Genomic DNA, 16,567 nt, shown 5'->3' with positions numbered 1-16,567 from the left:
CTCCAGGTCGGGCTGGGGGTGGTGGAACGCAGCGGGCACGATTTTGAGCTTTTCGGAAGTGCACCGAAAATCTCAAAACTCGGCCTTATTGTAGGCGATAAATCGCCAACAATAATATCGCGGCTGACTCACCCCCAGCCCGACCTTCCGCCAACTAGTAAACGGACCACCAACGCCACGCTCCGCTCCAGCCGCTCAACGTTTTAACAGCCGTTTGAGCACTCACGCCGAGTGGCAAGCTATCGCCAATTGATGGGGAGCCACGCAATTGACGACCTTGGTTAGTGGTCACAATTTTTTAATTGGTGACACCAGTACAGTCGGTCTGATGAACAAACCTAGTCTCAGTGAATCCACTGAATCAGTCGGTTTCCACTCAGAGATTGTTTATCACGCAGGTAAAGATGTTCAACTAACGCAAACTGGTCTAACTAATCCAAATCTGTTGATGCTACTGTACCACCAAAAAAGAGGGAGTTGTTTGACCTCTAGCTCGCAAAAGTACTTTGTCAGATGCTTCGCTTAGATTGCAGATAAGCTCAGTTCTGCCCAGCAGCCGGGTGCGCTCACGCACAACGCCCACTCACACCTGCAATCAAGCAAAGATTCAATAACAGCGCACAGACCTTTGGAATCCGTTGGTGTTGCCGTACCACCAAAAAAGAGGGAATTGTTTCACCTCTAGCTCGCAAAACAATTTCATCTATTACTTCGCTTAGATTACAGATAGGCTCAATTCTGCCTAGCAACCGGCTGGGACTGCACGGCTCAGTGGTGAAATTGTCCTTGGCGGCTTTGCCGCTTAGGACAAGGCTCGATTTGAAGACAAGCCGCCGGGCTTGCGGATTGGCTTCAAACGATGCCCACCACGTTCCAGTCCGCATCAGCAGTCCCAGCCGGTTGCGCTCACGCGCTACACCCACCAAAACCTGCAATCAAGCAAAGGTTCAATAACAGCGCACAGACCTTTGGAATCCGTTGGTGTTGCCGTACCACCAAAAAAGAGGGAATTATTCCACCTCTAGCTCGCAAAAGCACTTTGTCAGATACTTCGCTTAGATTGCAGATTGGCTCTATTCTGCCTAGCAACCGGGTCGGGCCATGCGGCTCAGCGGTGAAATTATTCGGTTCTTTCTAACGTTTGGCGAATGGCCTGAAAATTTCTCTTGCAACACGCAACATTAGATAATAGGTTGGCTTGATGTGGCCATTTATTTCCTATCGCTCCAATTAATTTAGTTGGAGTATTTATTCGTCGTCATGAAAGCTGCTATATCAGTGTTGATCGCGTCTTCGCCAAAGTTTAGAAAGAACCAATTATTCTTTGCGGCTTTGCCGCTTAGAATAAGGCTCGATTTTGAGACAAGCCGCGGGTTTTGCGGATTGGCTCAAAACGATGCCCACTGCGTTCCAGCCGCACAAATGGCCCGACCCGGTTGCGCTCACGCGCAACACCCACCAAAACCTGCAATCAAGCAGAAGATTCAGAACAAAAAAAGGAACATCCCCGTAGAGACATCCCTAAAAATCTACAAATCCCGCTCACGCTTACTAGCCGCAGCTTGGGCGACCAATTCAGCGGCGTGTTCCTCGGCTAACGTGGTGACTTCTTTGCCCGCGATCATTTTGGCGATCACTTCGACCCGCTCTTCGCCGGTGACCGGGTGCAATGAAGTCGTGGTGGCATCGTGCTGGATCGTCTTTTCAATCAAATATTGATGATCACTCATCGCCGCCACTTGGGGCAAATGGGTGATACACAGAACCTGCGAATAGCGCGCGATCAGATTGATTTTATCGGCGATCGCTTGGGCGACGCGGCCGCTCACGCCGGTGTCCACTTCATCGAAAATAATACTGGTCACCCCTTCACTGTGGGCAATGATTGTTTTGATGGCCAGCATGATTCGGGATAACTCGCCCCCGGAAGCGATTTTGACCAGGGGCTTCAGGTCCTCGCCGGGATTGGTGCGCAGATAGAAGGCAACCTGATCTTGACCAGCATGGGTAAAATTCGGCGTCTTCTGAGGTTGAAAATGAACGGCGAACACGGCCTTATCCATATATAACGAGGCCAATTGTTGGTGGATCGCCTGGGCCAATTGTTCACTGACTTCGTGACGGGCTTGGGTCAATTTCTGAGCGGCGGCCAGCAAGTTCGTCCGCACCGTTTTATATTCGGTCTCGATTTGATCGCCTGCGTCCGTCACCTGTTTCATCTGCTGATACTCAGCGGCGATCTTCTGCTCATAACTTTGCACATCTGTCAGCGACGGACCGTACTTGCGCTTGAGATTATTGATGATCTCCAGGCGCTGTTCAATCTCACTCAGCCGATCAGCATCGAATTCCAACACATCCAACTGATCCTGCAAGCCGGTGCCCACGTCCTGCAATTCATAATATGCGCTGTCTAAATGATCCGCCAATTCCTGATACTTCGGACTTAGATCGGCAATACTATTCATTTGCTCCATGGCCACGGCCGTCAGATCCAAGGCGTTCGGCTCTTCGTTGGTCAGCATCGCCAGACTTTGTTGCAACGCCAAACTGATTTTCTGAAAATTCATCAGTTGCTGCCGTTCTTGAGTCAGTAACTCATCTTCACGCGCCTGGACCTTGGCGGAATCGATCTCTTGTAATTGGAAACGCAACATATCCAGCCGCTGAACATAAGCCTGTTCATTCTTCTGCTTATCTTCCAGTTGCCGCTTCAAATCGCGGTAGCGGCGATAGATCTGCTGATAGGTCGCCAACAACGGCGCGATCGTCGCCTGACCATACTGATCTAGGATCGCCAGGTGATGCTCAGGATTCATCAGCTCCTGATGTTCGTTTTGCCCATGAATGTCGACCAATTGTTCCCCGATCGTCCGCAAAACGCTGGTTGTGACGATTTTGCCATTGATGCGGCAAACATTGCGGCCCGTGCGGCTCAATTCGCGCTCCAGTAGGACATTCTGGCCGTCCGGCTCAATGTCGTGCTCAGCCAGCAACGCAAATAAGCGGGGATTATGCGCCACCACAAAGAGCCCCTGAATATCTGTTTTCTTAGCCTTGCTGCGAATAAAATCACTGGAGCCACGGCCGCCGACCAATAGTCCTAAGGCGTCGATAATAATCGACTTCCCGGCGCCGGTTTCCCCGGTCAGCACAGTCATGCCTGCGTCAAAATCAACTTCAAGATGTTCAATGATCGCGAAATCGCGAATAATCAAATTGGCTAACACCCTTGAATTCCTCCGCTTCTAACGACTCAATCAACTAATTCGGACAGCCGTTGCCAAATCGTGGCAATGTCAGCCGGATCATTCTTAATGATCAACAAAACCCCATCATCGTTGGCGATGGCCATGAAGAGTTCCGGCCATTGCAAGGCTTTGATGGCGCTGGCGACAACCGGACCGCTGCCCGGCAATGTCTGCATCCGCACCAAATTGCCTTGACGCGCCAAAACGACCTGCGCCGAGGCCAATAACGCCCGCAACGCTGGTTGATCCGCCTCAATGGCGATTTCATTTTGTTGGGAAAGCTGATAAATAAAGCCATGGGCAGTATTGATCTTGATCAGCTGCATTTCTTTGATATCTCGCGAAATCGTTGCCTGGGTGACCTCGTAGCCGCTCGCCTTCAAATAATCGACCAGATCAAGTTGATTATGGATACTATTTGTTGCCACTGCTTGGCGGATCAATTGCTGCCGTCGTTCTTTTTTCATGTTCTACCTCATATCTTCTTGCTAGTCAAAACGGACCAGGCGTTTGCCACAACTTGATCGACGGTTTGGGGGTCATAAGGTACGAGCGGCGTTTCTTGACCGATCAATTTAAAGTACGCCAAGAATTCAATATTTCCCGAACCCCCGGTGATCGGCGAGAAATCCAACCCCATGACTTGATAGCCTTGTGTTTGAGCAAAGTCCAAGATCTTCGTCAAAACAGTCCGATGGACCGCGGGATCCCGCACGATGCCATGCTTACCCACATGATCGCGACCCGCTTCGAATTGAGGCTTGATCAACGCCGCCAAATGCCCCCCTGGCGCTAAAATTTTCGTCAAAGGCGGTAAAATCAGCTCCAATGATATAAAGGAAACGTCCGTCACCGCGATCGTTGGCTGCCCCTGGGTGAAATCAGTTGGTTGACTAAAGCGGAAATTCTGACGCTCCATCACGACAACTTGCGGGTCTTCCCGTAGTTTCCAAGCCAATTGATTATAGCCGACATCCAGCGCGTAGACTAAGCGGGCGCCATTTTGCAAGGCCACATCGGTGAACCCGCCCGTTGACGCGCCGATATCGAGAACCGTCGCGCCAGCAAAGTCAATGGCGAAAACGTCCTGAGCTTTAGCCAGCTTGAAGCCCCCCCGCGAAACATACGGATTGACTTGACCCTTGACCCGTAAACTGATGGCCGGATCGATTTTCTCCCCCGGTTTATCCAAGCGCTCATCGTTTTTGCCGACGACTTGCCCGGCCATGACGGCGCGTTTGGCCTGTTCCCGAGAAGTAAACAGCCCTTGTTGTACTAATAAAATGTCGACCCGTTCTTTTTTCACGATTTCATTTCCTCATCAAAGTAATTCAAAAATCCCAGTAAAGCCGTCACCTCAACGTGGGCGACGGTCGCTAATTGGACGGCGGCTTGCCGCGCCTGCGTCACTTCTTGGGTCAAGGCGTTTCGCGCGCCAGTTAAGCCCAGCAAACTGGGATAAGTATTCTTGCCCGCCGCCACATCCTTGTGAACCGCCTTACCCAAGTGCTGGGCATCGCCGTTCAAGTCCTGCAGATCATCGAAAATTTGGAACGCTAACCCAAAATGACCACCAAAATCCCGTAAAAGCTCAGTTTGTTGGTCATCCAAACCTAACCGCGTCGCCGCCAAAGTGAAGGGCGCCGTCAGCAGGGCCCCTGTTTTCAACGCGTCAAGTTGCTTGACCGCGTCCAAAGCGCCTAACGTGGTGCCCGTGGCGCTAATATCGATGGCCTGGCCGGCAACCATCCCAGTCGGCCCACTGGCTAGAGCCAACTGCGCGCACATTGCGCCAGCTAACGTTGCGGGCGCGGCGTTACCGACCCATTGAAAGGCCAGCGTCAACAAGCCATCGCCAGCCAAGATTGCCATGGCTTCGCCAAATTTCTTGTGATTGGTCAATTGACCCCGGCGATAATCATCATTATCCATCGCTGGCAAATCGTCATGGATCAACGAATAGGTGTGGATCAACTCGATCGCGCCGGCAACCGCCAGATCACAATCCGCCTCAATCGGCTCGAACGCTTGCACTGTCGCCAAGTATAGCAGGGGCCGCAATCTTTTACCACCAGCTAGAACGGAATACTTCATACTGGCGGCCAGTTCTGGTTGGGTCAACTCTGTCGTCAGCCGTTTCGCCAAATACGCATTCAGCCGCGGCCGCCATTCTTGATCAAATGCTACACTTACCACAAAAAATCGTCCCCTTCACGATCCACATACCAACCCCAGCTTGCGCCGAGAAATTTGTCACCCAGCGGCCGCCAGCGCAGCGTGGTCCTATTTCGCGCCAGCGTCCGGGGGCAAATCACTCACCTGTCCCTGCTCGTCGACCACTTTTGTCAACGTTTGTTCTGCTTGCGTCAACGTTTGTTCCAAGGAACGGGACAAAGCAATCCCACTTTGAAATTTCGCTAAGGCCGTTTCGAGAGGGACGTTACCCTGCTCCAATTCATTGACGATCTGACTTAATTCATCTAATTGCGCTTCAAAACTCTTTTTCTGCGGCTCACTCATTGTTTGCTTGCTCCTTTTGTAAAACCTTGGCCTTGACTTGACCATCCTTTAAATGAAGTGCGAAAACTTGGTCGGCAGCAAAGTCCTGCACACTAGTCAGCGCGTGGCCTTGATCATCCAACGCGTAACCATAGCCCCGGTCCACCGTGCGCAAGGGACTTAACTGATCCAACGCCTGCATTTGCTGGCCCACCTGTTGCCGTTTTTGCTGCAAAATCGTCGCCATGCTTCGTTGCAACCGCTGGGTCAAGTTGGCGACTTGCAGCTGATCAGTCACCACTCGTTGCTGGGGATTGACCTGCAGCAAGCGCCGTTGCCACAACTGCCACTCCTGCTTTTGACCTTGGAGATAATTCTGGCTGGCCTGATCAAATCGCTGGCGCAGCAGATCCAACTGCTGGACATAGCCTTGGTACAAGCGTTCAGGATGCTGAAAGAGAAAACTTTGTTCTTGCCGCTGTAATTGTTGACGCCAAAGCTGGAGTTGGCGCTGGAAACTCCGCAGCAAACGCGTCCGACTATCCAAAATACCCGCCAACACTTCACTGAGTTGCGGCGTGGCCAGTTCCGCCGCAGCCGTCGGGGTCGCGGCCCGTTGATCCGCCACCAGATCGGCGATGGTCGTATCCGTTTCGTGGCCCACCGATGAAATGATCGGAATTGGACTGGTGACCATGGTTCGCGCCACGATTTCTTCGTTGAACGGCCAAAGATCCTCGATCGAGCCGCCACCACGACCAATGATAATGACATCAAAATCCGCGTAACTGTATACTTGACGCAACCGTTGCACCAGTGAATCCGCGGCCTGATTGCCTTGAACCACCGCTGGGAAAAGCACGATCTGGGCCAACGGATCACGCCGCGCGGCCGTGGTCATGATATCATGGATCACCGCGCCCGAACGGCTGGTGATCACCGCGATCCGTTTAGGAAAACGAGGCAGCTCCCGTTTAGGCCGACTGAATAGGCCTTCTTGAGCCAATTTGGCCTTCAATTGTTCATAAGCCAAATACAAAGCACCGACACCATCTGGCTCCATTCGATCGATCGTGATCTGATATTGGCCACTTTGCCCATACAACGTGACCTGTCCCACCACGTTGACCTTCATCCCGGTTTCCGGTTGGAACTTGACCCGTTGAAAGGCGCTGGCAAACATGACCACATTGATTTTGGCATGGTCGTCTTTCAGAGAAAAATATTGGTGCCCAGGTCGCGGCCGAAAATTAGAGATCTCCCCAGTCAAATAAACCCGTTGTAAATAGGGATCATAATCAAATTTCCGCTTCAAATAAGTGGTCAGTTGGGTCACTGAGAGATAATTCGATTCAGCCACGTTGCTGCCTTCTCTCTGCCAAATCAACCGTTTGACTTAACAACGCCGCGATCGTCATTGGCCCGACACCACCGGGAACAGGTGTTAAATAGCCGGCCTGACTGGCCACCTCCGCGGCCACATCACCCACTAAATGACCAGCGACGCGGTTGGTGCCCACATCGATCACCACAGCGCCAGGTTTGACGAATGCGGGAGTAACGAAATTCGCCTGACCCACCGCCGCAATCAAAATATCCGCTTGCTGCGCCAATTTTTCAACAGCTTGGGTGTGGGAGTGAGCGACGGTGACGGTGGCGTCCGCCGCTAAAAGTAACGCCGCGACTGGGCGACCGACAATCAAGCTGCGTCCAAGCACCACCGCGTTCTTGCCGGCCACAGGTAGTTGATAGGCCTCAAGCAAGGCCATGATTCCGGCCGCCGTCGCGGGAACCAAGTCCGGATGACCCGACCACAATTGACCTAAATTGAAGGGATGAAAACCATCCACATCTTTGGCCGGCGCCACCGCCAATAAAACCGCGGTTTCGTCCAGTTGGACCGGCAGCGGTAATTGAACCAAAATACCATCAACGTGGGGATCATGGTTCAGCCGGTCCACCAAAGCCAGCACCGCCGCCTGGGTAGTATCTTCAGGCAATCGCTCCACAATCGACGTGATGCCCACCTGCTCAGCTTGGCGCGCCTTATTGCGAACATAGATTTCGCTAGCCGGATCATGTCCCACCAAAACCACCGCTAACCCCGGCGTGATCGCCGCCTGGCGCAACTGGTCCACCCGAGCTTTTGTCGCCGCGCGCCAAGTCCGGGCCGTGGTTTTTCCATCTAATAAAGTCGCTGTCATCCAAAGTCCCCCAATTTAGCTTATTTCAAAAAATAAAACTGTCCCGCAAAGCCAGCCCACCCCAAAAAAGGTGTGGCTTTCTTTGTAGCGACAGTTCAGTGTGAAACGCCTTTATTTCTTGACTTGATCGGTGGTGGCTGAGACAAAACTAGCCAACACCCCATTGACGAATTTAGCTGAGCTCTCATCACTGAAAGTTTTAGCCAACTCAATTGCCTCATTGATCGCCACTGCGTCTGGCACCTCGGCTTCATGCTGCAATTCATACAAACCTAAGCGCAGAATCAAGAGATCTGTTTTGGATAACCGCGGTAACGACCAGCCACGTTTCAGTTTAGGCGCCAAGGCCGCGTCCAACTCAGTCGCGTTGCTCAACACGCCGGTAGTCAGTTGTTCCAAATAAGCCTGATTAGGATCACTTAAATCCAAAATCACGGGTGTTTCCTCAGCCGCGTCTTGGTGCTGATCACGGTCATTCGTCAGAACTTCTTGTAAAGCCTGATCAACCGATAAATCAGGATTACCGGCGATCATAAAGAGCGCTTGAAAAGCGAACGCTCGCGCTTGATGACGATTTAACATTTTTTACTCACCTGCAGGCTGATCCGGCGCCGGCGATGGGGTCGCCCCATCATTCACAGCTTCTGCTGACTCTGCGTCATTTTCTTCCGCTTCATCGGCCGCGTCCGCAAAAAAGGTCTTCGGATCAACTTTCGCTTCCTTTTCAGGAACAATGCCTTCTACATGAACATTGACTTCCGCCAACTTCAAATCGGTCATGTAATATAATTGTTCTTTCAGAGTTTGTTGCATCTCCAAGGCCACTTTCGGCACCGAGACACCATAATTCAAATAAACATAAACATTCGCGCTCAACCGCTCGCCATCAACCGTCAATTCAACGCCACGGCCATGATCTTGCCGACCTAGCAAATAATTGATGCTGCTGGCCAAGTTGCCCCGCATTTCATAAACGCCATCGATTTGTTTCGCGGCGATCCCGAGAATGATCTCGATCACTTGCGGTGCGATCTGGATCGCGCCCCGATGACCTTCACGTTCTGCTAAAACAATATTTTGTTCTTCTGCCATGAGCTTGTTACCTCCTAGCTATTCGCTCTTGAGATATAACTGCCATCTGAAGTATTGATACTTAATACATCACCAGCATTGATGAAAAATGGCACGTTGACCACCAACCCAGTTTCCATCGTCGCCGGCTTGGTCCCACCGGAAGACGTATCGCCGCGAATACCTGGTTCCGTTTCAGCGACGGTCAAATCAACCGTGTTCGGTAAATCAACGCCTAACGTTTCAGCACCGTACATCATGACACCAACAACCATATTTTCCTTCAAGTATTTCAACTCATCTTGAATCTCCGCGCCAGGTAATTCAAGTTGTTCGTAAGTTGACGTATCCATGAAGACATAGTTGTCGCCATCGGCATAAAGATACTGCATTTGCTTGCTGTCGATCTGAGCCCGTTCAACTTTTTCGGTTGCCCGGAAGGTCTTTTCTTGGACGGCGCCGTTACGCAGATTCTTCAACTTCGTCCGCACAAAAGCACCACCCTTACCAGGCTTAACGTGCTGAAATTCAACAACCCGCCATAAGCCGCCATCAACTTTAATGGTCAAGCCGTTTTTCAATTCGTTTACTGAAATCATATTTATGCCTCACTTATTTATTCAATACTCTTACTATATCAATCAAACCCACTATAATGCAACAAAAAACGTAGGTTCGCGCTTGGTTTTGTCCATCCCGCCGCAGCCTGTGCTGGCTAAAAGTAGATTGGCCGCAGCTTGCGCTGCGCGTGGCGTTGGTGGATGGCAGATGTGGTGGGGCTCCAGGTCGGGCTGGGGGTGGTGGAACGCGGCGGGCACGACTTGAAGCTTTTCGGAAGTGCGCCGAAAATCTTCAAGCTCGGCCTTATTGTAGGCGATAAATCGCCAACAATAATATCGCGGCTGACTCACCCCCAGCCCAACCCTCCGCCAAACGAGCAAACAGCCCACCAACGCCACGCTCCGCTCCAGCCGCTCAACGTTTTAACAGTCGTTTGAACACTCACGCCGACTGGCAAGCTATGATCAGTTGATGGGGAGCCACGCAAATGATGACCGTGGTTAGTGGTCACAATCTTTATATTGGTGACACCAGTGCAGTCTGACTGATGAACTGAGACAAGTTCTTGATGAATCAACTTGATCGGTCAGTTCCCAACCCAAGCCCGCTTAGGTAAGTGAGATAAAGTTAGCGGCACTATCCGAAATGTACCAACTTATGCCCCAAATTCGTTGGTGTTGCAGTACCACCAAAAAAACTAGTGATTGTTTGACCTCTAACTTGCAAAAGCACTTCGTCTAATCCTTCACCTTGATTGCAGATAAGCTCAATTCTGTTCAGCAACCGCCTCAGGACGTGTGGCTCAGCGGTGAGATTATTCTTAGCGATTTATCGCTTAGAATAAGGCTCGATTTGAAGACAAGCCGCGCTTTTTGCGGATTGGCTTCAAACGATGCCCACTGCGTTCCAGCCACGACAAACGTCCTGAGGCGGTTGCGTCACCACCCAAACCCACCACTTCTGCCATCAAGCGAAAAATCATGAATAGGACCCAGTTGCGCTTACGTGCAACACCCACCAGCCCTGCAATCAAGCATAAATCCACGAACAGAACCAGTCATTCCAAGCAATTCAAGAACGATAACCACCTGCCCAGATTCACCAAAATTATAACACAATCAGCGCTTCCTTAGGTGCTTTTGTCAAAACCTCACAACCATTGGCCGTTACCAGAAGGTCATCTTCGATTCTGACGCCGCCGAAGTCTTCAATGTAAATGCCCGGTTCATCGGTTACAACATTGCCAGCAACCAAGGGCTGTTTCTGATAGATGCCCCAAGCGCCAGGACCTTCGTGAATATCTAACCCGATACCATGACCGGTCCCGTGACCAAAGTTGGGACCGTAACCAGCGGCGCCAATCAAGCCATGGGCGAGATCATTGATTTCACCGCCGGTCACACCTGGTTTAGTCGCCGCGATCACAGCCTGATTCGCCTGCAACACCAGGTCATAGATTTCATAGGCTTTATCTGTCGGTTCACCCACCGCGACCGTCCGCGTAATATCGGAAGTATAACCTTGGAAGTAGCAGCCAAAGTCAAACGTCACCAACTCATGCGGTTCAATTTTCTTCGTGGAGGCAACACCGTGGGGCCATGCGGAACGAAAACCGGAGGCCACGATCGTCGCGAATGATGAACCGCTGGCGCCATGTTGCCGCATGAAGTATTCCATTTCCGTCGCCACTTGCAATTCGGTCATGCCCGCTTCAACGTAGCCTAGCAAATAATCAAAACAATCATCTGTGATTTGAATTGCCTGACGCAACAGCGCGATTTCTGCGGCGTCCTTGACTTCGCGAAGTTGTTCGATCAACCCAGTAGTTGGTACTAATTCACTGTGACTGAACAATTGGGTCAAGCGTTGGAACGTGGCCACGTTGATATCATCGGCCTCGATTCCCACGGTGGTCAACGCCCCGCGATCCGCCAACGCCGCGGCTTCTTGATAAAGTCCATGTTGATGACAAACAATCGTGAAATCCTTGACCTGAACCGCTGCCTGAGCAGTATACCGTGAATCAGTGATGAACCAGCCCGCATCAGCGCTGATCAGCAGCGCGCTTTCGTCGCCGGTAAAGCCACTTAAATAAGTGACATTTTTCGGTGCCGTCACCAAAATCGCTGGTAATTCCTGAGCCGCCATTTTTTGTTGTAATTTTTCTAAACGAGTCATACTTTCCACCTCAGTCTTCATTGCTGTGTCACTGTCTTTCGTGATTATCGCCTATCAAAAAAAGCCCGGGGATCCCCCGAGCTCTCACATTCATTCTTATTCGTTCACTGCAACTGGGTAAACAGAAACTTGCTTGCGATCTTTGCCTAAACGTTCGAATTTAACGACGCCATCAGCTAAAGCAAACAAAGTATCGTCACCGCCGCGGCCAACGTTGGTCCCAGGATGAATCTTAGTCCCACGTTGACGATAAAGAATTGAACCAGCAGTAACAGTTTGGCCATCAGCCCGTTTTGAGCCTAAACGACGACCAGCAGAGTTACGACCGTTTGTACTGGAACCGCCACCTTTATGGTGAGCGAGAAATTGTAAATTATGCATTTCCATTACGATGCACCTCCGTCTGTTGATTATGCGTTGATTGTGTCAATGACAACCTTGGTATATGGTTGACGATGACCTTTTTTCTGATGTGAGTGTTTCTTTGGCTTATACTTATAAGTAACGACCTTTTTCTCACGGCCTTGCTTTTCTACTGTGCCAACAACGCTAGCGCCATCAAGAACGGGAGCCCCAATCTTAGTTTCGCCTTCGCCACCAACAAGCAAAACGTCAGAGAAAGTTACTTGCTCGCCTGCTTCAACGTCGAGTTTCTCAACGTAAACGGCTTGGCCAGCTTCGACCTTATATTGTTTGCCACCTGTTTGAATAATTGCGTACATCATGTGCACCTCCTATTATCTTAGACTCGCCAAAAGAGGTAGTCTGAACTTTTAAACCTCTGATTGTGCGGTTGCAGCTGTGGTGTCACAATTACAACTCATACATCTTACCAAAAAAAGCCTGCTGTTGCAAGCAATCCTCAGAAAGAATTATCATCTTTTTAGCCGTGAAAACGGACTAACCAGAAAGCGATACGATGCGACGCGATGGCAAAAGTAGGTTGGCCGCAGCACTAGACAGATGAAAGTAGGTTGGCCGCGGCTTGCGCTGCGAAATTCGGGGTGAGCTCGCTGTGGGCGCTGTTTTGAGCCAATCCGCAAAGGACGCGGCTTGTCTCAAAATCAGGCCTTGTCCTAAGCGGCAAAGCCGCCAAGGACAATTTCACGGCGATCTCACCCCGAATTTCTCCGCTCCAGCCGCTCAATGTTATAACAGCCGTTTGAGCACTCACGCCAAGTGGCAAGCTATGGCCAATTGATGGGGAGCACCGCAATTGACGACCGTGGTTAGTGGTCACCAGCTTTAAATTGGTGACACCAGTACAGTCTGTCTGATGAACTAAAACAAGTTCTTGATAAATCAGCTGGATTGGTCGGTTTCCAACCAGTGATTGTTAAGGAAACGAGTCGAGATGTTCCGCCGACGCAAAATATCCCGACCTCCTAATCCAAATCAGTTGGCATTGCCGTACTATCTCAAAAGTGGGCAATTGTTTGACCACCACACTTGCAACAGCACTTCATCAGATATCCATCTTCGATTGCAGATAAGCTCAATTCTGCCTAGCAACCGCCTCAGGACGTGTGGCGCAGCGGTGAGATTATTCTTAGCGATTTATCGCTTAGAATAAGGCTCGATTTGAAGACAAGCCGCTGGGCTTGCGGATTGGCTTCAAACGATGCCCACCACGTTCCAGTCCGCAACAGCAGTCCCAGCCGGTTGCGCTCACGCGCAATACCCTGCCCTGCAGCAATTACGTGAAAGAATAAAGGCAGGACGCTTCAAATCAATTGCAAACGATGCCCACCGCAATAATTTTTGGAAAATAAAAAGCCTATCGAATCAAGGCTTTCAGTGGGGTATAATAAACTTGTAACAGCTAACTTGGTTCAAATGACGCAGGAGAGGTTCGAACTCTCGACCTACGGTTTAGAAGACCGTTGCTCTATCCAGCTGAGCTACTGCGCCATCAAATTCAACAAATGGCGGCCCCAATCGCGCGCGTTGCCAAAACAAGTGCGGTTAGTTCGTCACGACCTCAGTCATTATAGTCAAAAAGTTAAGAAGTTGTCAATCGTTCAAGGAGGAAATCATGAAGTTTAATCAATTCGCTGTGACATTACCCGCTCAAGATCAACAGATTCTGGAGTTACAGAAAATCAAAATTTATCCCACCGATTTGGCCCAGTATTCCTTGGCTCAGTTGGTCGCTCACGTTTACCGGCACTTTTTCCCAGATTATCGCTCGCCGGAAGCCCTGACCGATCGTTATCAGCGTCTGCTGATCGATCCAGAAACTGATCTGGCGACTTATTTGACGCAAATCGATCAAAGTGTGGACCAACAAGCATTTTATAATGTTGGGTTGCAGTTATTGGGTTTCCTGACTCCCCGGGATTTCCGTTTAAATGATCCACTGACCGCGATGACCAGTATGGGCCTACCCTTTGTCGCCGCATCGGAATTGGACTTTACCGCTTTTACCACCGCCGTCTATCAGCTGCTGGTCACCCGGAGTCAAAATGGTTTGCTGATGATCGATAATCTGGCTAATCGTGGCTATTATCAGGTTAATTTCAGTGTTAGTGAGCGGCAACGTCACTTGATTTTCAACGGTAAGGTGCAAGCGACCTTCGACGTCAGCGAGTTGATCCGCGAAATTGTTTATGTCGAATCCGATCAAGATACTGATCATGATGGTCAGCGTGACCTGCTTCAAGCGACGATCATTCGTCCTCGGGTCAAGGATAGTTTCACCAAGTTGCCAGCGCTTTACACCGCTAATCCTTATTTCCTGGGCACCAATGGCGCGCCAATGAATCCAGTCGACCAGCCGCTGACCGTCAAAGCTAGCGGGGATGCGCGGGAGAATCCTGATCAGTTCGACCAGTTTGATCACTTCGCGCCAGACCCCGTGACCGGTCAAACGGATGACCCGTTTGCGCGAGCGGAAACCACGATCAGCTCATCTGGCGATAACACCGTCGTTCTCAGCGATTTCTTCTTGGCTCGTGGGTTCGCGTCGGTTTATGCCGCGGGGATTGGCACTCGTGGTTCTGATGGGATCCGGACTTGCGGCTCACCAGAAGAGACCTTGTCAACCATTGCGATCATTGAATGGCTGCATGGTGATCGCCGCGCCTTCACCGATCGCAGTAAGCAACAAGAAATCACCGCTGCTTGGTGCAATGGTCAAGTGGCGATGACCGGCAAATCTTATCTCGGAACTTTGGCGATCGCGGCCGCGACCACCGGTGTGGCTGGTCTGGCCACCGTGATTTCCGAGGCGGCGATTTCCAGCTGGTACGATTATTATCGCGAACACGGGTTGGTGATCGCGCCAGAAACCTTCCAAGGCGAAGACGCGGATGTCCTCACCGATGAATGCTTCAGTCGGATGAAAGACGCCGGCGATTATCGGCGCGTCAAACCGTTCTACCAACAGAAATTAGCGGAAATGCGGCAAGATCAAGATCGGGAAACCGGTAGCTATAATCACTTCTGGGATCTGCGCAATTACCGCAACCAAATGGCCCAAGTCAAATGTCCCGTTGTCAGCGTTCATGGCTTGAATGACTGGAACGTTAAGCCGAAAAATGTCTTCAAACTCAATCAGGATCTGCACGCTTTAGGGAAAACGCATAAGGTTATTTTGCATCAAGGTCCGCACATTTACTTGAATAATTTCCCTAGTCTTGACTTCTACGATCTGATCAATCTTTGGCTCACCAATAAATTGTTGGCTGTGGCCAACAACGCCGATCAACTTTTCCCTGATTATTTGATCCAGAGCAACCGGCAAGCCGATCGTTGGGAACAACCGACAGCCTGGACGGCGGCAACCACTCAGCGTTTCCAACTGAACCAGGACTTTACCGGCGCGCCTTCGCCAGCGTCATTTCGGGATGATGGTAGCCAAGCGTTTCAGGCCAGTGGGTTAAGTGGACTGGGCTGGGAGCAGGCCTTCATGAATCAGGATCCGCGCTTTGCCGCGAACCAGATCGTTTTGAAGAGCGCGAAATTGCAGCAAGAGATGTTGCTAACTGGCCGACCTGAGCTACACTTGCGGGTCAAAAGTAGCGCCGATCACGGTCTGATCAGCGCGATGCTGGTTGACTTCGGGCAAAGTCATCGGTTGACGCCGCGTCCGCAGATCGTGGCGTTTGACGCCCGCCAACTTGGCTATCAAGGCCCGTTGGAAACCACGATGGAATTCGCGCCTGACGCGGTTTCCAAGGTAAAACTGATTGCCAAGAGTCATATCAATCTGCAAAATCGCCACAGCAGCGCCATCAATGAACCATTGAGCAGCGACGAGTACGTTGATGTCAATATGGCGCTACAACCAACGTACTATCACTTGCCAGCCGGCCATCAACTGGGTCTGATCATTTACGCCACGGATATGGGCATGACCCTCCGCGGCCAAAACGACCTGGTTTATACCCTGGACTTAACTCAATCCACCTTAACGTTGGCGACCCCTTCGGCTAAACCAGCGCACATCTAGCCACGGTCCCAACGACGGGTTCAATGGGCCTGGGTCACTCAGCCAATTGAGCCAGTCGCCAAGAACGCGACCGAAAGACGGATCCAGCGGCGCAAACGCTGCGCCGTCACCTGAACTTGACTTTTGCCCTCATCAGACAAGCGCCCCAGCCTGATGAGGGTTTTTGGTCGACAAAAATGAGTGTGAGCCAGTCCGGGTAGCTTCTGAGCATTAACCTAGCCAGGATTTTAGAGGCGCTCCTTGCCTCCAGAAGCCTGGCGTAGTTAAGCGCAAGAAGCTGGACTGGCGAACACGTTTCAAAAATGAGTGTGAGCCAGTCCGGGTAGCTTCTGAGCATTAACCTAGCCAGG

The 16,567-nt window shown here is 51.0% G+C and carries 20 protein-coding genes, 1 tRNA gene and 1 other annotated feature; of the genes, 1 reads left to right on the top strand and 20 read right to left on the bottom strand.

Translation table 11 applies throughout. The annotated features are described in order from the left end of the window. Positions 1 to 154: 154 nt before the first annotated feature. The 20 genes from EKM94_RS12470 to EKM94_RS09730 all read right to left on the bottom strand — a co-directional run bounded on the left by EKM94_RS12470 (position 155) and on the right by EKM94_RS09730 (position 13,675). A complete protein-coding gene (locus EKM94_RS12470; RefSeq protein ID WP_164511190.1) occupies positions 155 to 292 on the bottom strand; it encodes a hypothetical protein in 138 nt (45 codons plus the stop codon). Positions 293 to 566: 274 nt separating this feature from the next. Then, positions 567 to 923, bottom strand: coding sequence for a hypothetical protein (locus tag EKM94_RS09810; RefSeq protein ID WP_125601160.1), 357 nt, complete (start codon positions 921 to 923; stop codon positions 567 to 569). 606 nt (positions 924 to 1,529) lie between these two features. Further along, entirely contained in the window at positions 1,530 to 3,230 is a 1,701-nt protein-coding gene (gene recN, locus EKM94_RS09805; protein ID WP_125601157.1) for a DNA repair protein RecN, read from the bottom strand. Positions 3,231 to 3,256: 26 nt separating this feature from the next. Further along, positions 3,257 to 3,718 carry an arginine repressor gene (locus EKM94_RS09800; protein WP_125601154.1) on the bottom strand — a complete coding sequence of 154 codons (462 nt, stop codon included), beginning with the start codon at positions 3,716 to 3,718 and terminating at the stop codon, positions 3,257 to 3,259. Positions 3,719 to 3,726: 8 nt separating this feature from the next. Then, positions 3,727 to 4,557 carry a TlyA family RNA methyltransferase gene (locus tag EKM94_RS09795; protein ID WP_125601151.1) on the bottom strand — a complete coding sequence of 277 codons (831 nt, stop codon included), beginning with the start codon at positions 4,555 to 4,557 and terminating at the stop codon, positions 3,727 to 3,729. Then, complete coding sequence (locus tag EKM94_RS09790; RefSeq protein WP_225422206.1) at positions 4,554 to 5,447, bottom strand: polyprenyl synthetase family protein; 894 nt, start codon at positions 5,445 to 5,447, stop codon at positions 4,554 to 4,556. Before EKM94_RS09790 ends, EKM94_RS09795 begins: the two co-directional genes overlap by 4 nt. Positions 5,448 to 5,534: 87 nt before the next feature. Beyond that, positions 5,535 to 5,771 (bottom strand): exodeoxyribonuclease VII small subunit, encoded by a 237-nt coding sequence (locus tag EKM94_RS09785; protein WP_125601148.1) that lies wholly within the window; start codon positions 5,769 to 5,771, stop codon positions 5,535 to 5,537. Further along, on the bottom strand, positions 5,764 to 7,110 hold the full coding sequence (gene xseA, locus EKM94_RS09780; RefSeq protein ID WP_125601145.1) for an exodeoxyribonuclease VII large subunit: 1,347 nt from the start codon (positions 7,108 to 7,110) through the stop codon (positions 5,764 to 5,766). Before xseA ends, EKM94_RS09785 begins: the two co-directional genes overlap by 8 nt. Then, positions 7,103 to 7,954 (bottom strand): bifunctional 5,10-methylenetetrahydrofolate dehydrogenase/5,10-methenyltetrahydrofolate cyclohydrolase, encoded by an 852-nt coding sequence (locus tag EKM94_RS09775; protein ID WP_125601142.1) that lies wholly within the window; start codon positions 7,952 to 7,954, stop codon positions 7,103 to 7,105. Before EKM94_RS09775 ends, xseA begins: the two co-directional genes overlap by 8 nt. Before the next feature lie 111 nt (positions 7,955 to 8,065). After that, positions 8,066 to 8,536: a transcription antitermination factor NusB gene (gene nusB, locus EKM94_RS09770; RefSeq protein WP_125601139.1), complete on the bottom strand. Its 471-nt coding sequence runs from the start codon at positions 8,534 to 8,536 to the stop codon at positions 8,066 to 8,068. A 3-nt stretch (positions 8,537 to 8,539) separates the two neighbouring features. Beyond that, positions 8,540 to 9,046, bottom strand: a complete 507-nt coding sequence (locus EKM94_RS09765; protein WP_125601136.1) for an Asp23/Gls24 family envelope stress response protein — start codon at positions 9,044 to 9,046, stop codon at positions 8,540 to 8,542. Between the two features lie 14 nt (positions 9,047 to 9,060). Further along, positions 9,061 to 9,624: an elongation factor P gene (gene efp, locus EKM94_RS09760; RefSeq protein ID WP_125601134.1), complete on the bottom strand. Its 564-nt coding sequence runs from the start codon at positions 9,622 to 9,624 to the stop codon at positions 9,061 to 9,063. A 308-nt stretch (positions 9,625 to 9,932) separates the two neighbouring features. Beyond that, entirely contained in the window at positions 9,933 to 10,163 is a 231-nt protein-coding gene (locus tag EKM94_RS09755) for a hypothetical protein (RefSeq protein ID WP_125601131.1), read from the bottom strand. 211 nt (positions 10,164 to 10,374) lie between these two features. After that, positions 10,375 to 10,500: a hypothetical protein gene (locus EKM94_RS12885; protein ID WP_263853253.1), complete on the bottom strand. Its 126-nt coding sequence runs from the start codon at positions 10,498 to 10,500 to the stop codon at positions 10,375 to 10,377. Positions 10,501 to 10,693: 193 nt separating this feature from the next. After that, positions 10,694 to 11,764 (bottom strand): M24 family metallopeptidase, encoded by a 1,071-nt coding sequence (locus EKM94_RS09750; protein ID WP_125601128.1) that lies wholly within the window; start codon positions 11,762 to 11,764, stop codon positions 10,694 to 10,696. Between the two features lie 96 nt (positions 11,765 to 11,860). Beyond that, positions 11,861 to 12,151, bottom strand: a complete 291-nt coding sequence (gene rpmA / locus EKM94_RS09745; protein ID WP_125601125.1) for a 50S ribosomal protein L27 — start codon at positions 12,149 to 12,151, stop codon at positions 11,861 to 11,863. 23 nt (positions 12,152 to 12,174) lie between these two features. Further along, entirely contained in the window at positions 12,175 to 12,486 is a 312-nt protein-coding gene (gene rplU / locus EKM94_RS09740) for a 50S ribosomal protein L21 (protein ID WP_125601122.1), read from the bottom strand. A gap of 12 nt (positions 12,487 to 12,498) precedes the next feature. After that, positions 12,499 to 12,569, bottom strand: a sequence feature (ribosomal protein L21 leader region). Positions 12,570 to 12,719: 150 nt separating this feature from the next. Further along, the gene (locus EKM94_RS09735) at positions 12,720 to 13,004 is read right to left on the bottom strand and encodes a hypothetical protein (protein WP_125601120.1); all 285 of its coding nucleotides are present in this window, start codon (positions 13,002 to 13,004) and stop codon (positions 12,720 to 12,722) included. A 277-nt stretch (positions 13,005 to 13,281) separates the two neighbouring features. Further along, on the bottom strand, positions 13,282 to 13,410 hold the full coding sequence (locus EKM94_RS12880; protein WP_263853252.1) for a hypothetical protein: 129 nt from the start codon (positions 13,408 to 13,410) through the stop codon (positions 13,282 to 13,284). Positions 13,411 to 13,601: 191 nt separating this feature from the next. Beyond that, a tRNA-Arg gene (locus EKM94_RS09730) sits at positions 13,602 to 13,675 on the bottom strand. Between the two features lie 124 nt (positions 13,676 to 13,799). Here EKM94_RS09730 and EKM94_RS09725 point away from each other — a divergent pair. Then, positions 13,800 to 16,217 (top strand): Xaa-Pro dipeptidyl-peptidase, encoded by a 2,418-nt coding sequence (locus EKM94_RS09725; protein ID WP_125601117.1) that lies wholly within the window; start codon positions 13,800 to 13,802, stop codon positions 16,215 to 16,217. The last annotated feature ends 350 nt before the right edge of the window (positions 16,218 to 16,567 follow it).

The sequence above is a fragment of the Lapidilactobacillus achengensis genome, assembly GCF_003946655.1.
Taxonomy (GTDB): Bacteria; Bacillota; Bacilli; order Lactobacillales; family Lactobacillaceae; genus Lapidilactobacillus; species Lapidilactobacillus achengensis.
The sequence above is the reverse complement of the archived record's forward strand: the minus strand, read 5'-3'. Positions and strand labels throughout refer to the sequence as shown.

What these genes read in the sequence shown, in the direction of transcription:
- EKM94_RS09800 (WP_125601154.1), bottom strand. Translation starts at nt 3,718, where the DNA reads ATGAAAAAAGAACGACGGCAGCAATTGATCCGCCAAGCAGTGGCAACA.
- EKM94_RS09785 (WP_125601148.1), bottom strand. Translation starts at nt 5,771, where the DNA reads ATGAGTGAGCCGCAGAAAAAGAGTTTTGAAGCGCAATTAGATGAATTA.
- EKM94_RS09775 (WP_125601142.1), bottom strand. Translation starts at nt 7,954, where the DNA reads ATGACAGCGACTTTATTAGATGGAAAAACCACGGCCCGGACTTGGCGC.
- nusB (WP_125601139.1), bottom strand. Translation starts at nt 8,536, where the DNA reads ATGTTAAATCGTCATCAAGCGCGAGCGTTCGCTTTTCAAGCGCTCTTT.
- EKM94_RS09765 (WP_125601136.1), bottom strand. Translation starts at nt 9,046, where the DNA reads ATGGCAGAAGAACAAAATATTGTTTTAGCAGAACGTGAAGGTCATCGG.
- efp (WP_125601134.1), bottom strand. Translation starts at nt 9,624, where the DNA reads ATGATTTCAGTAAACGAATTGAAAAACGGCTTGACCATTAAAGTTGAT.
- EKM94_RS09750 (WP_125601128.1), bottom strand. Translation starts at nt 11,764, where the DNA reads ATGACTCGTTTAGAAAAATTACAACAAAAAATGGCGGCTCAGGAATTA.
- rpmA (WP_125601125.1), bottom strand. Translation starts at nt 12,151, where the DNA reads ATGGAAATGCATAATTTACAATTTCTCGCTCACCATAAAGGTGGCGGT.
- rplU (WP_125601122.1), bottom strand. Translation starts at nt 12,486, where the DNA reads ATGTACGCAATTATTCAAACAGGTGGCAAACAATATAAGGTCGAAGCT.
- EKM94_RS09725 (WP_125601117.1), top strand. Translation starts at nt 13,800, where the DNA reads ATGAAGTTTAATCAATTCGCTGTGACATTACCCGCTCAAGATCAACAG.